This is a genomic window from Psychrobacter sp. CX21, from assembly GCF_057396255.1.
The window spans coordinates 51,963-65,887 of record NZ_JBXYJG010000009.1 but is presented as its reverse complement, the minus strand read 5'-3'; the positions used below and the strand labels follow the sequence as shown (position 1 = coordinate 65,887).

Here is a 13,925-nt window from a genome sequence, read left to right as displayed (position 1 = left end):
ATATTTTGCTATTTAGTGCTGTAAAGCTCAATATCAGGAAACCGCCAATCGTAACGTATGGCTAATGAGCGAATGACAAAAATGGTCAACATAGTAAGAATTTCAGCAAGCCAGGTGTGTACACCAAATTTGGGCAAAATAAAGTAGAGACTGCCGCCAAGTAAGGCAGGCGTGATATATATCTCATGTTGTAGAACCAAGGGAATCTCATTACAAATCATATCGCGGATTATACCGCCGACAATTATCGTAATAACACCAAGCAGTAGAGACACTGCAATATTAGCCCCCATGCTGGAGGCGACTTTTATCCCAATGAGCGTAAATGCTGCAAGACCTATCGTATCAAAGAGCTTCAGTAGAGCATCTACATGGCGAGAATTAGGATGAAAAAATATCTGGAATGTTAGCGATGTAATGGTGATTACCACCAGATAATGCATACCAGTCATCCAAAATAAAGGATGACGGTCTAATATTACATCACGTACTGTACCACCACCTATGGCAGTCACCATAGCTACCAACAGACACCCAAATACATCAAACCTTTTATGCTTGGCAAGTATAGTGCCTGAAATACTACAGGCTACGATACCAATCATATCGAAGGTAAAAATAAGTGAGTTAGGGTCAAAGGAGGTGCTTAAGGTTTTAGTCAAGTCGCTAACATAATTAAGCATGAATGGTTGTACCTTGTTCAACTAACACATGGCGCTTAAGAATTATCTATACCTTATCGTTCTACATAAGCTATTTGACTAAACGTATAGAGGGTAGGTGCCAATCAAAAACAATGGCCAATATTCTGACTAAAAAGATAAAGCCCAATGTTAATAGATCATTTATACCAGGGTCTAGACCAAAATGCGCCATCATAAAGTAAAAACATGAGCCTAAAACACTGGCGGTGATATAAATCTCTTTTTGCAAGACTAAGGGTATTTCATTACAGATAATATCACGTATAAGTCCACCCACAATGGCGGTACAAACGGCCATTAATACTGCAATTACCAGATCGACTCCTTGGGATAAAGCAACTTTTAAACCAATCACACTAAATGCTGCCAGCCCAACTGCATCAAATAATTTAACAGCATTATCTATCTTATGATACAGATGAAAGAATATCTGTAAGATCAGTGAAGTTAAGGTGATGACAATTAAGTAATTTAAATCTGTCATCCAAAATAGGGGATGACGATCTAACACTATATCGCGAATAGTACCGCCACCAATGGCATTTGCCATAGAGACTAAGATACAGCCTGCAATATCAAATCCTTTATGCTGCGCCAATAATGTACCTGCTATCGCACAAGCAACAACGCCAACCATATCGAAAAGATAAATTAACATGTCAGGATTTATAAAATAATTGGGCATGTTTGGTCACATTAGCTAAGTGGTAGAACGTATCGTTTAAGCGTCGAGGTAGAGAGTATTGGTATAGAGCACCGTGGTTAGATTTTAAACAAATTAAAAGGCCCCTTTATCAAGAGACCTCCTATTCTATACAGACCCTCGTAACTTATTTCAAAACGCGTAAACCGGGTTTGTTTTCAGGTTTGGGTTTAGTTTTTTGTGCGCTGACCGACTCTTCCGAGGTATAGTTTTCATATTCATTAGGATCAAAAGGCATAATAATATTTTGATTTTCTTTAGCGAATATCGCCATTACAGCTTGCATAGGTATCCATAACTCTCGTGAAACGCCACCAAAGCGGGCTGCAAAACTTATAAAATCATTAGTGATGTTCATATTGCCAGTCGCTCTACCTGCTATATTTAAGACAATCTGTCCATCTTGCACGTGTTCTGTCGGAATAATTAAATTATCTTGAGTAGCATCCACTAACAAATATGGCGTTAAGGCATTGTCCTCTAACCATTCGTAGAAAGCTCGAATCATATATGGACGGGTAGGGGTAAGGTTTAATTCTTCTGACATATTAAATTCTTCTTAAGATAACGATGGGTTCTAAATTCAGTCTAAATCTAAAGTTTTAATAAAACTATCGCGTTCAAATATACGCTGCTGATAATCTATCAGTGGTCGAATTAAATGAACAGGTAATTGTATGTCCATTTCATCCAATTTGTATAGCATAACCCCAAGTAGTACATCACACCAGCCAAACTCATTCGACATGAAATAAGAATGTTGGCTAAAAACAGGGGAGAGAGTAACTAAAGCATCTGATAACTTCTGACGCGCTATATCTGCTTTGGATTCATTAATACTGTCTTTATGCGTCAACAAAATACGGCCAAGCTTTAACCAATCATTTTGAATGCGCCACGCCAATTGTCTATGAATCGCTTTTTGTTTTGGCGTATCAGGAAGTAACTTATGACCATGATAGCGATCTTCAAGATATTCAAAAATAACATTTAGTTCATATAAACTAAAATCACGATGAGTTAGAACTGGCAAAGTATTATACGGGTTAAGCTGTCTTAAATCTTCAGGACGTTCGCTATCAAGTAATGACAAATAGTAACTAATTTGCTTTTCAGCCAATAAAAATCGTACAACGTGGCTATTGTAGCCATCATCAGCATACAAGATAAGTTGACTATCGGGAATATCATTTGAATCGATCATATAAAACTTAACGCCATGAATAGACTAGCATCGTAACTAAACTAAACACGTTAATCAATAGGGGAATAGATACCAAGGTCTAAGAACCTTATATGATATTATTATCATTGAAAATATAGCTTGATTAATTTAATCCAAACTAAAATCTTAGTTTGATATATTACTGTCATAACTGAGACTTAAATATAGTCAGTTAACTACTTAATGGTAACATCGTGAATTAATAGTTACAGCGTGAACCTCGCTAAGCCTACACAAGTAAAACTGGCACTCGGTTGCCTTGTAAACAATTTAGACTTGTTGGACTATAATATAAATAGATTTGTTTGAGGGTATTTAACTAAGCGAATTAAAACCAAAAAAAGAGACGATAATCATATCGTCTCTTTTTTAATTATTTATAGAGTAAATTAAGTATAAATTACCTTATAAATTCAAGTTATTATTATTAATGACAAGATTACTTAACATCTTTCCAGAACTCTTTATTGAGTAAGTAAACTGGTATTAGCAATACCAACAAGAAAAGTATCACAAAGTATCCATAACGCTTGCGATCTTCACGTACTGGTTCTGCCATCCATGCCATAAAGTTCACTAAATCTCCAACACGATTACGGTATTCTTCTTCACCGAGTTCATTTTGCAAATTCAATAAAACATGAGGCATAGCGGCATTTTTTAAGACCAAGTTATTAGCGCCCCAAGGACGGCTAGGATCTTCATAAAAACTTAAAAGATACGTATATACCCAGTCATCACCACGTAAACGTGTCTCTAAAGACAGATCTGGTGGTGGTGCACCAAACCAAGACGCTTGAACTTCTGGATCAATACCATTTTCAATATGATCACCGATTTGATCTGTGGTCACCATTAGGTATTTTTCAACAAGTTCGGGTGGTATTTCTAGATCTTGTGCAATACGGGAATGACGAACGTATTTCGCTGAATGGCAGCCAACACAATAGTTCATAAACATCGTAGCACCACGTTGAAGTGACCCTTTATTGTTAAAATCAATCGGAGCACTACTACAGGCTAAATGTTCGGTTTCACCCTTTGCATTGGTGAACGTTCCGCATCCACCACCGCCCGCTGCTTGCGCAGAAGTAGTTGCAGCTAGCGATAAAGCAACACCAAATCCGAAGCCGGTTAATGATTTTTTTAAAGCACTCATTAGTGACCTCCAGTAACACGTTCAGGTGGCTGCTTACACGTCTCAATAGATGTATAGATAGGCATCAATAAGAAATATAAGAAGTACAGAATAGTAAAGATACGGCCTAGGATAGTATTAACTGGTGTAGCAGGGGCAACACCTAAATAACCTAGAACAATAAAGCTAACAACAAAGATACCTAAAGCGATTTTTGATAATATACCTTTGTATCTAATAGATCTAACTGGAGAACGATCTAACCAAGGCAATAAGAATAACATTGCAATAGCACCACCCATACCTATAACACCACCGAGCTTATCAGGAATAGCACGTAAGATTGCATAGAAAGGCGTGTAGTACCAAACAGGTGCGATATGCTCTGGAGTTTTAAGCGCATTAGCAACTTCAAAGTTAGGTTTCTCTAAGAAGAAACCACCACCTTCAGGGAAGAAGAACACAACTGCAAAGAAGATAATGAAGAAGACCACAATACCAACCATGTCATGAACGGTATAGTATGGATGGAAAGGAACACCATCTAAAGGTACACCATTTTTATCTTTTAGCTTTTTAATATCAATACCATCTGGGTTATTAGAACCAACATGGTGAAGTGCAACTAAGTGAATAAATACTAAGCCCACCAATACAAGTGGAATTGCCACAACATGTAAAGCGAAGAATCTATTCAATGTGATTCCAGATATTAGGTAATCACCACGAACCCATTCAGCCAGGCCATCACCAATAACAGGAATGGCAGCAGGTAAGTTAAGAATAACCTGAGCACCCCAGAATGACATATTACCCCATGGTAATAGATATCCGAAGAAACCTTCAGCCATCAAGCACAGATAAATACCCATACCAATTAACCAAATTAGCTCACGTGGTTTCTTATATGAACCGTATAACATACCACGGAACATATGCAGATAAACTACCACAAAGAATGCGGATGCACCCGTGGAATGCATATAACGAATCAACCAGCCGCCTTTTACATCACGCATGATGTATTCGACAGAAGCAAAAGCACCTTCAGCACTTGGATTAAACATCATTGTAAGCCAAATACCAGTAACTAACTGGTTGACTAAAACAATCATAGATAACACGCCAAAGAAATACCAGAAGTTAAAGTTTTTTGGCGCATAGTACTTAGACATATGATATTCATATGTTTCAGTAGCGGGGAATCGGGCGTCAACCCAGCCCATGACTTTCTTTCCTATACTCATAGTTACGACTCCCCAACAGTTAAGATAGGACCACTAATACTGTAATCAGGAATAGGTAGATTGGTAGGTGCAGGAACACCGCTATAAACTCGGCCCGCGAGATCATATTTAGAACCATGGCATGGGCAGAAGAATCCCCCATACCAACTGTCTCCACCCAAATCAGCAGCACCTACTTCTGGTCGATAGTTAGGTGCGCATCCTAAGTGAGTGCATACACCTTCAACGACCAAAATCTCAGGTTCGCGTGAGCGAATTTTATTCTGCGCGTATTCAGGTTGTATAGACTCTGTAGAATCAGGATCACTTAGAAAAGGGACTACCTCATCCAAGGTATCTACCATCTCTGCAGTACGCTTAACTACAAATATAGGTTTACCACGATATTTAACCACGATCATTTGGCCATCTTCGATAGCGCTGATATCTTGAGTAACAGCAGCGCCTGCAGCTTCTGCCTTAGCACTGGGGTACCAAGATCTAACAAATGGTGTGGCCACCGAAGCAACCCCTACTGCACCGATAGCTGCAGTAGAAGCGATAAGAACTCTACGGCGTTTTATATTGACGCCTTCGGCATGGCTCATTAACAACTTCCTCCAGATAAAAGTCATGAAATAACGAATAAGATAAACATCGCTATTTCAAACTGGTATGTATCATTCAAATTTAGTGAGACTATATAACTAGATTGTCTATTATTATCTCTAATATATAGTATACATAGTCTGCTTTACTAAATATTGAATAATTTTGGCTTTGCCTAATATTACTAATTGTGTCTATTCTAAGCTATTTTAGTAATAAAATAAATTCGGTTCTGCAAAAATAAAAAAACCCTTGAGTCAACAAGGGTTTTTTATTAGATAAGCCGATAATAGCTCAAACAACAGATTAACGTTTCGAGAATTGAGGACGCTTACGTGCTTTACGTAGGCCCAATTTCTTACGTTCAACTTGACGTGAATCACGAGTAACGAAGCCAGCTTCTTTAAGGGCAGGCTTTAAGGTTTCGTCAGATTCAATCAATGCACGAGTAATACCATGACGAATAGCACCGGCTTGACCATTAATACCACCACCTTTAACCGTAGCGTAAATGTCATAGCTTTCACCTGCATCTAGTAATTCTAGAGGCTGACGAACAACCATACGTGATGTTTCACGACCAAAGTATTCATCTAGTGGTTTGCCGTTAATAACTATATTGCCCGTACCTTTTGATAAAAATACACGAGCTGTTGAGGTTTTACGACGACCTGTTCCGTAATTGCGTTCCATAATTTGCTCCTGATTATGCGATTAAATGTCTAGTTCTTGAGGCTGCTGTGCGGCATGAGGATGCTCAGTGCCCGCATATAGCTTCAACTTCTTGATAGTGGCATAACCAAGAGGACCTTTAGGCAACATGCCTTTTACAGCTTTTAAAAGAACATCTTCAGGCTTATGAGCAATCAACTTATTAAAGTTGGTTTCTTTAATGCCGCCAGGGTATCCGCTGTGACGATAATACTTTTTGTCTTGAGCTTTTTTACCAGTAACTGTTATTTTGTCTGCATTAATAACAACGATATAATCGCCAGTATCAACGTGAGGGGTAAATGAGGGCTTATGCTTACCGCGCAGACGAGCTGCAATTTGGGTAGCAAGACGGCCTAATGTTTTACCTTCAGCATCAACGATATACCAGTCGTGAGTTACTTCAGCAGGCTTTGCACTTAATGTTTTCATGATTTGACCTTGAGTTGTCGTGTGAAATAGCTTTCTATATCAATACAGGTAGGCTATCCCACCTTAGTTGAGAGTGTTGGGGGAAACGGGGCTCTCAAAAAACAGACGCACATTGTATGCATTACTGAATGAAAATGCAACCCAATACCGTTAAATACTAAGGCTTTTTGAAGATATATTTGACCGTAATATGAAATTATATTTCTAATTGAATCAAACTTGCATATATTTGACCCACTTTGGTGGTCTTCAATACCTGATAACTCCTATCTAAGAGCGCTAATGTCTCAGCTAAAGGGCGTCTATCTTCTATATATAATAATGACTCAGAATGTACGAGATTTTTTTGTAGTAATGTGGTTAACATAGGTACCCATAGGTCAAGATCGTAGGGAGGGTCTATAAACACTACATCGAATACCATGTTATGAACTGCTTGGTTAGAAACGGCTATGTTAGTAATGCCGTCACAAGTAGAGCCAGACAACCTTGGTAAAATGGATATGGCATCTCCAATCATTACCGTGAATTTATTAGTATTAATATTTAGCTTTTCTGCCGTCTGCTTAATAAGGTTTGCTTGCTGTGCTTTTATCTCAATGAAAGTGACATGACCAGCCCCTCTCGATAAAGCTTCAAGTCCTAATACACCACTTCCTGCACAGGCATCCAAAACAGTAGCCTCGTGAAGATCAAACTGTATCCAATTAAATAGGGTTTCTCTTAACCGGTCAGGACTGGGCCTTAATCCAGGGGCATTAATAAAAGGTATCCATTGTCTTTTATACTGACCGCCGATAATGCGCACCTGACTGTCGCCGCCAGACTTGTTTTTGGATTTGGACATGAGGTTCTCAAGATTATTACCATGTAAGACAAATTTTATAAATACTATTTGCTATTAATATATTAATTATTGTTTAACTATTTTTGTTCTTTAATTATATCTGTTCAACAGACCCTAATTACCAGTACTCTCTATTTGTTCACCAAGCTCACTTTGATTTTCTTCTGCTTCTCGCAGCGCTTCGAGTTTTGCTTTATCAAGTGCTTTTTGCGCTTTTATTTCGGCAAGCTCATCAGCTGTCGGCGGTAAAATAGGATTATTTTCACGTCGCAATACCCAATAATCGAATAAAGCACGCCCAATAGGTGCCGCCGTTTTACTACCGCCACCCCCATTTTCTACCAATATAGAGAGGGCGATACTTGGTTTTTCAACGGGTGCAAACCCAGTAAACCAAGCATGATCCCAGTGACGCTTATCGAGCTCATTCTTATTGTAACTTTTACCTTGAGCAATCGACTTAACTTGTGCGGTTCCTGTTTTTCCTGCAATCCGATATTTGGGCGTATAAATTCGACGACCTGTACCACGTTTAATGGTTTGTTCCATCGCGTTTTGCATTTTAAGCCAGTCTGAATTTGAGCCATTAAACTCTATGACACCCGTTGGTTTATCAATGGGATGAACCTCAGCAGCACCCTCGGATCGCTTTAGCATATGAGGCGTTAAAATTTTGCCTGAATTGGCGGTCATTGCAGTTGCATTAGCCACCTGAAGAGGAGTCGCTAAAAAATAACCTTGACCGATACTAACAGAAATAGTTTCGCCTGGAAGCCACGCTTTGCCATACGTCTCTTCTTTCCATTTAGGAGAGGGCATTATTCCAGATTTCTCATGCGGTAAATCAATCCCAGTTTTGGATCCAAAGCCAAACTTTATCATCCAATCATGAAGGCGCTGAATCCCAAGTTTATAAGATAACTTATAATAATAGGTATCGACTGACATAACGATAGACTTGGTTAAGTTGACAGTACCATGCCCCCCACGCTTCCAATCTCGAAAGCGGTGACTGTCACCAGGTAAGGTAAAATAGCCTGGATCATAAATTGTATCGTTCCAGCCCATCGCACCGTAATGTATGGCAGACAGCCCTTCAAAGGGCTTAATAGTAGAGGCAGGAGGGTACATGCCTTGGAGCGCACGATTATAAAGGGGCTGATCGGGATCATCACGCAACGCTCCATAGTCGTCAAATGAAATTCCCGATATGAAGGGATTTGGATCAAAACTTGGGTTACTAACAAACGCTAGAACATCGCCATTTTGAGGGTCAATGGCTACAATAGCACCGCGGCGGCCATCAAGCTGTTCTTGAGCTACCTTTTGTAAACCATAGTCTAAGCTTAAATATATATCGTTACCGGGCACTGGCGGGGTGCTTTCAAGCTTGCGAATAATCTCACCATGCACATCAGTTTCGACAGCTTGATAACCTGGTCGACCTAAGAGTAATTCTTCATAATACTTTTCGATACCAATTTTACCGATCAGATCTGTACCTGCGTAAAGGTCTTTATCGATCTCTTTGGTCTCTTTATCATTGATACGCCCCACATAGCCAATGACATGCGCAAACAGCTCATCATAAGGATAATAACGAGTCAGTTTACTTTGAATATTCACACCTTTGAAAAACGGCTTACGCTCACTAAACTGCGCCATCTGAGTTTCATTTATATCAATTTTTACCGCCACTGGGTCATTTTTTTTGTTTTTACTAATACGCGCTAAAATATCCAGAATATCTTCTTGGGTAAGATCAAATATGGGGGCAAGTAGGTTTAGCGTACGCTCAGGATCTTTGACCTCATCGGGACTCAGCATTACCGTAAAAACGGGCTTGTTGTCAGCTAGTAAGTGCCCATTTCTATCATAAATGTAACCACGAGAGGGGGGGTCGGAGATTAACTTAACGCGATTATTATCTGCCTGAGTGGTATATTTCTCGTAAGAATGTACTTGCAAATACCAATAGCGAACCATTAGACCTATAAGACCTAAAGCTATAAATAAGGCAGCAAAAATGATTCGATTCAAAAATACTCGATTTTCTTGGCGAGTATCGGTTGCTATGGGTTTATTCATGAAGGTTTTTACTTTACAGACTTAGATAAGATAAAAAGGGGAGCGTTGGATTATTAGACATCAAATTTATTTGATATTAATACAATTTTTATCAAACACATACTTTGCAGATTAAAAATAAATTATATCACATCGTCTAATCCTTATAAGAGATTCTTAATCTTATAAGAGTTTTAACTAATAATAGGTGGCTATGCAAATTTATAAGAATCTGCATAGAAGACACAGTAATTAATCTATAGAACTGATTGGCTTATATTTATTGCTTATAAATTGTTGCAGTTTAGGTCTATATAGCGCTATTATCCCTGTTTACAAGGATAAGTAATCGGTTAATCAGTTAAGCACTAATGAATGTGGTAAAATCGGCGCTTAAAATTCAAAATAAACATGGAAATAGATTTTTACTTTAGTTAAAAGTCTAAGTATTTATAAGTGATATATCAAACATGCTATCTTCTATCTGGCAAGTTCTAAATTCTAATCCTGAATTCTTTGCAATGCTGACGATTCCTTTTGTGACAGCATTTGTGACGTGGGCGCATGTTTGGATGGCATTAAAAATGCTATTTTACCCCATCAAATTTTGGGGTATAAAAATACCAAATTTGCCTTATGGATGGCAAGGCATTGGCTGGCAAGGTATCGTACCGCGTAAGGCGGGAAAAATCTCGGGCGTTATTGTTGATCAAACCTTATCAAAACTCGGTTCATTAGATGAGTTCTTCAATGCTATGGAACCTGAGGAGATGGCCGATTTCATCGCTAAGAGTGTTGATGCAAATTTGGATCAACTCATCGATGAGATAATGATGGAGCGTTCATCATCATTATGGAGCAATATGCCCTATGCGCTTAAAAGACGTATTTACACACACGCGCATGAGCAGTTACCCACCATAATGAAGAACCTAGTTGTAGACATGACTTATAATGTCGAAGAGCTGGTTGATATGCGCAAAATGATCGTACGCACTATGGAAAACGACCGCCGATTAATGGTCAATATGTTTTTAAAAGTGGGTCAAAAAGAAATCAATTTCATCTGGCATATCAGTGCTTTAATTGGTTTTATGTTTGGTATTGTGCAAATGTTTATTTATGTTTTGGTGCCACAGCACTGGACGGTGCCGTTTTTTGCGGCGGTGTGGGGGTTTTTAACGAACTGGATTGCTATTTGGATGGTGTTTAACCCCATTGAGCCAAAGCCTGTAAAATATTTAAAACTATTTAAACGTATCAAAGGCTTCCCATATATCATGCCAGTCTTGCCGCAAATAGATACCTATTATTGGCAAGGCGGTTTTATGAAGCGTCAGCCTGAAGTGTCTGAGGTGTTCGCAGAGATTGTGGTTAGAGATTTGGTGACGCTAGAAAATATCATGAATGAGATGATGTATGGCGAAAGGTCTGCTCAGACCAGAGATCTCATGAAGAGTCACTTATACGAGTTATTAGAGTCGCCAGTAGTCAACACGGCATTACGTATAGGTTTAGGACGTCGTGAGCTGGGTCAACTTAAAAATACGATTATTGATAAATCTATTGATGCAACAATGATTCCAATAAGAGACCCTGGCTTAAATGAAAGCCGTGCCAGCAAAATATATGGCATGTTCTGCGAGCGTATTAAGGCCTTATCTTCTCATGAGTTCCAAAACTTGCTGCGTCCAGCTTTCAGAGAGGATGAAACTACCTTAATCATCTTAGGCGGGGTTACAGGCTTTTTGGCAGGTTGGCTACATCTTATATTGGTCTTCTTCCCAGTAAGCGGTTAAAATATCATAAAATTTAGGGTGTCTTTGCTCATCGACTTTAAGTAAAGGCATTTTTTAATAAAAGACACTGGTTATTCAAATCAATTTCAAGACAAAGCCATTTTACAACATTTATTTTAAGTAGATAGCGCTTCAACACATGGACTTTAAGAGTCGTTAGAAGTATTGTGTCCTGCCAAAGTAGAAATCCATTAAATATATACGTCTATATCAGTAAAGGCTTTAGTTTTAATAACTGTAATTCAAAACTATTCATAGATACACAGCGTAATTAGGGCGAGAGAATATGTTAATCACTGAGTTAGGTTATTTTGCGTTAGTTGCGGCCATGGTGCTGTCATTATTGCAAGTAGTGTTACCGACATTTGGTATCCTGCGTTATCAACCTCATTTACAGCGTTTGGCGCCAAGTTTGGCTTGGGCTCAATTTGTGGCTATATTTACCTCATTTTTAACGCTCATGGCTGGATTTTACTATAATGATTTCAGCTTAGTGTATGTTGCTCAACATTCCAATTCACTTTTGCCTTGGTATTATAAACTCTCTGCCACATGGGGCGGTCATGAAGGCTCACTGCTGCTTTGGGTTACTATATTGGGTGCGTGGACAGCGTTGGTTGCATGGTTTAGTCGCGGCTTACCATTAAATATGCGCGCAAGAGTGCTCGTCATATTGGGTGCTGTGCAGATCATGATGCTGCTGATGTTAATTTTCACCTCCTCACCGTTTGATCGCACCTTACCTAATATTCCAGTAGATGGCGCCGACTTAAACCCATTGCTTCAAGATCCAGGTCTCATCTTTCATCCACCCATGCTATATATGGGCTATGTGGGTATGGCAGTACCTTTTGCTTTTTGTATGGCCGCTTTATGGGCTGGTCGTTTAGATGCGGTTTGGACACGCTGGTCTCGCCCTTGGGCATTGGCTGCTTGGGGGTTTTTGACTTTAGGTATCGCGCTAGGCTCTTGGTGGGCCTATTATGAACTTGGCTGGGGCGGTTGGTGGTTTTGGGACCCTGTGGAAAACGCGTCATTGATGCCTTGGCTTGCTTGTACTGCTTTAATCCATTCGCTAGCCGTTACTGAAAAACGCGGTGTCTTTAAAGCATGGACTATCATGTTGGCTATTTTTGCTTTTGCTCTAAGCTTATTAGGAACTTTCTTGGTACGTTCAGGGGTGATTACTTCTGTCCACTCTTTTGCCGCTGATCCGACGCGTGGTCTAGCTATTTTGGCTATTTTAGGTATTGTCATCGGCGCAGGACTAATCGCATTTGCGGTACGTGGATGGAAGCTGACTGTCGAAAGCCATTACGAGTTGTTGTCGCGTGAGACCCTATTAGTTATCAATAATATTATTATTCTAGTGGCAACTTTAGTGGTGTTACTTGGGACGCTCTATCCAATTATTGCTGATTCGTTTAATCTCGGTCAGGTATCAGTTGGGCCTCCTTACTTTAATGCGTTATTTGTACCTTTGACATGGCTTTTATTATTAGCCATGGGTATGGGGTCAAATATACGCTGGAAGCGTGAAAAACGTCCTTTAATGGGTATTGGTTTAACGATATTAGTTAGTAGTGCGCTTTTGGCAGGCATACTAACTTATCTATTTACGCACAGCTTAAATCTGCAAATTTTATTAACGGCGCTATTGTGTATCTGGGTTTTAGGTTGGTCTTTAAATGACATTAAAGACAAAACTCGTAATGCGACTTCATTTTTGAATGGTTTAAAACGTTTGAAACTAAGCTATTGGGGAATGCAGGTCGCTCATATTGGGGTTTTGATTCTGGCACTAGGCATTGGAGTCACCAGTGCGATGAGCGTTGAAAGAGATGTTGCTATGACCGTGGGTGATCAAGAGGAGGTTAGTAACTATAGTTTCTCACTTGTTAATTTTGAAAACGTTCGAGCCAAAAATTATGATGCTACTCAAGCTGAAATTAGAGTTGAAAAAGACAATAAATATGTGACTACTTTATATCCACAAAAGCGTAATTACGTCGTTAGCCGTATGCCGATGACAGAAGCGGGTATTAACACTACTTTATTAAGAGATTTATATGTGGCATTAGGTGAACCAATAAATCCGAAAGATCCCAATAGCAAATGGGCCGTACGTATTTATGTTAAGCCAATGGTGTCGTGGTTATGGTTAGGCGCCTTAGTAATGGCTTTAGGTAGCGTGCTAAGTATGCTAGATCGACGTTATCGTCTTAAGAGAAGGTCTTAAAAGTTAAAGATCCAAAGTCATCTTAAGTTAAAATGCAAGTGAAGTTATAGATTTGGAAGACTTAATAAAAAGACTTGATAGTTCGGATGGCTTAAGGTTGATATCAACATAATTTTTTATAATCGTTTTGCCAATAAAACATTATATCCTGCTTATTATGATATAAATTTCGAATGCTTCATGTTCTTTATTAAACCATTTAGACGATCTTTCACCCTTAAAATG

The 13,925-nt window shown here is 39.1% G+C and carries 13 protein-coding genes; 2 read left to right on the top strand and 11 right to left on the bottom strand.

All coding sequences use genetic code 11. The features are described 5' to 3' along the window. Positions 1-8 precede the first annotated feature (8 nt). The 11 genes from AC2SLP_RS06825 to mrdA all read right to left on the bottom strand — a co-directional run bounded on the left by AC2SLP_RS06825 (position 9) and on the right by mrdA (position 9,683). Positions 9-683, bottom strand: coding sequence for a trimeric intracellular cation channel family protein (locus tag AC2SLP_RS06825; RefSeq protein WP_486535920.1), 675 nt, complete (start codon positions 681-683; stop codon positions 9-11). A gap of 70 nt (positions 684-753) precedes the next feature. Next, positions 754-1,389 carry a trimeric intracellular cation channel family protein gene (locus AC2SLP_RS06820; protein WP_486535919.1) on the bottom strand — a complete coding sequence of 212 codons (636 nt, stop codon included), beginning with the start codon at positions 1,387-1,389 and terminating at the stop codon, positions 754-756. Positions 1,390-1,534: 145 nt separating this feature from the next. Next, positions 1,535-1,954 carry a ClpXP protease specificity-enhancing factor gene (locus AC2SLP_RS06815; RefSeq protein ID WP_486535918.1) on the bottom strand — a complete coding sequence of 140 codons (420 nt, stop codon included), beginning with the start codon at positions 1,952-1,954 and terminating at the stop codon, positions 1,535-1,537. A gap of 36 nt (positions 1,955-1,990) precedes the next feature. Then, complete coding sequence (locus tag AC2SLP_RS06810; protein ID WP_486535917.1) at positions 1,991-2,611, bottom strand: glutathione S-transferase N-terminal domain-containing protein; 621 nt, start codon at positions 2,609-2,611, stop codon at positions 1,991-1,993. Between the two features lie 460 nt (positions 2,612-3,071). Further along, complete coding sequence (locus AC2SLP_RS06805) at positions 3,072-3,791, bottom strand: cytochrome c1 (RefSeq protein ID WP_486535916.1); 720 nt, start codon at positions 3,789-3,791, stop codon at positions 3,072-3,074. Further along, a complete protein-coding gene (locus AC2SLP_RS06800) occupies positions 3,791-4,996 on the bottom strand; it encodes a cytochrome b (protein ID WP_486535967.1) in 1,206 nt (401 codons plus the stop codon). Before AC2SLP_RS06800 ends, AC2SLP_RS06805 begins: the two co-directional genes overlap by 1 nt. Positions 4,997-5,019: 23 nt before the next feature. After that, a complete protein-coding gene (gene petA, locus AC2SLP_RS06795) occupies positions 5,020-5,604 on the bottom strand; it encodes a ubiquinol-cytochrome c reductase iron-sulfur subunit (RefSeq protein ID WP_486535915.1) in 585 nt (194 codons plus the stop codon). Positions 5,605-5,911: 307 nt separating this feature from the next. After that, on the bottom strand, positions 5,912-6,298 hold the full coding sequence (rpsI, locus tag AC2SLP_RS06790) for a 30S ribosomal protein S9 (protein ID WP_486535914.1): 387 nt from the start codon (positions 6,296-6,298) through the stop codon (positions 5,912-5,914). A gap of 21 nt (positions 6,299-6,319) precedes the next feature. Continuing rightward, positions 6,320-6,748, bottom strand: coding sequence for a 50S ribosomal protein L13 (gene rplM / locus AC2SLP_RS06785; protein WP_486535913.1), 429 nt, complete (start codon positions 6,746-6,748; stop codon positions 6,320-6,322). A gap of 196 nt (positions 6,749-6,944) precedes the next feature. Further along, positions 6,945-7,595 carry a 16S rRNA (guanine(966)-N(2))-methyltransferase RsmD gene (gene rsmD / locus AC2SLP_RS06780; protein WP_486535912.1) on the bottom strand — a complete coding sequence of 217 codons (651 nt, stop codon included), beginning with the start codon at positions 7,593-7,595 and terminating at the stop codon, positions 6,945-6,947. Positions 7,596-7,709: 114 nt separating this feature from the next. Next, positions 7,710-9,683: a penicillin-binding protein 2 gene (gene mrdA, locus AC2SLP_RS06775; RefSeq protein WP_486535911.1), complete on the bottom strand. Its 1,974-nt coding sequence runs from the start codon at positions 9,681-9,683 to the stop codon at positions 7,710-7,712. A 449-nt stretch (positions 9,684-10,132) separates the two neighbouring features. Here mrdA and AC2SLP_RS06770 point away from each other — a divergent pair, with 449 nt between their 5' ends. Beyond that, complete coding sequence (locus AC2SLP_RS06770; protein WP_486535910.1) at positions 10,133-11,461, top strand: DUF445 domain-containing protein; 1,329 nt, start codon at positions 10,133-10,135, stop codon at positions 11,459-11,461. 286 nt (positions 11,462-11,747) lie between these two features. Beyond that, positions 11,748-13,700 carry a heme lyase CcmF/NrfE family subunit gene (locus AC2SLP_RS06765; protein ID WP_486535909.1) on the top strand — a complete coding sequence of 651 codons (1,953 nt, stop codon included), beginning with the start codon at positions 11,748-11,750 and terminating at the stop codon, positions 13,698-13,700. Positions 13,701-13,925: the final 225 nt, after the last annotated feature.

What these genes read in the sequence shown, in the direction of transcription:
- AC2SLP_RS06825 (WP_486535920.1), bottom strand. Translation starts at nt 683, where the DNA reads ATGCTTAATTATGTTAGCGACTTGACTAAAACCTTAAGCACCTCCTTT.
- AC2SLP_RS06810 (WP_486535917.1), bottom strand. Translation starts at nt 2,611, where the DNA reads ATGATCGATTCAAATGATATTCCCGATAGTCAACTTATCTTGTATGCT.
- AC2SLP_RS06800 (WP_486535967.1), bottom strand. Translation starts at nt 4,996, where the DNA reads ATGGGCTGGGTTGACGCCCGATTCCCCGCTACTGAAACATATGAATAT.
- AC2SLP_RS06815 (WP_486535918.1), bottom strand. Translation starts at nt 1,954, where the DNA reads ATGTCAGAAGAATTAAACCTTACCCCTACCCGTCCATATATGATTCGA.
- AC2SLP_RS06770 (WP_486535910.1), top strand. Translation starts at nt 10,133, where the DNA reads ATGCTATCTTCTATCTGGCAAGTTCTAAATTCTAATCCTGAATTCTTT.
- AC2SLP_RS06805 (WP_486535916.1), bottom strand. Translation starts at nt 3,791, where the DNA reads ATGAGTGCTTTAAAAAAATCATTAACCGGCTTCGGATTTGGTGTTGCT.
- rsmD (WP_486535912.1), bottom strand. Translation starts at nt 7,595, where the DNA reads ATGTCCAAATCCAAAAACAAGTCTGGCGGCGACAGTCAGGTGCGCATT.
- AC2SLP_RS06765 (WP_486535909.1), top strand. Translation starts at nt 11,748, where the DNA reads ATGTTAATCACTGAGTTAGGTTATTTTGCGTTAGTTGCGGCCATGGTG.
- rplM (WP_486535913.1), bottom strand. Translation starts at nt 6,748, where the DNA reads ATGAAAACATTAAGTGCAAAGCCTGCTGAAGTAACTCACGACTGGTAT.
- mrdA (WP_486535911.1), bottom strand. Translation starts at nt 9,683, where the DNA reads ATGAATAAACCCATAGCAACCGATACTCGCCAAGAAAATCGAGTATTT.
- petA (WP_486535915.1), bottom strand. Translation starts at nt 5,604, where the DNA reads ATGAGCCATGCCGAAGGCGTCAATATAAAACGCCGTAGAGTTCTTATC.
- rpsI (WP_486535914.1), bottom strand. Translation starts at nt 6,298, where the DNA reads ATGGAACGCAATTACGGAACAGGTCGTCGTAAAACCTCAACAGCTCGT.
- AC2SLP_RS06820 (WP_486535919.1), bottom strand. Translation starts at nt 1,389, where the DNA reads ATGCCCAATTATTTTATAAATCCTGACATGTTAATTTATCTTTTCGAT.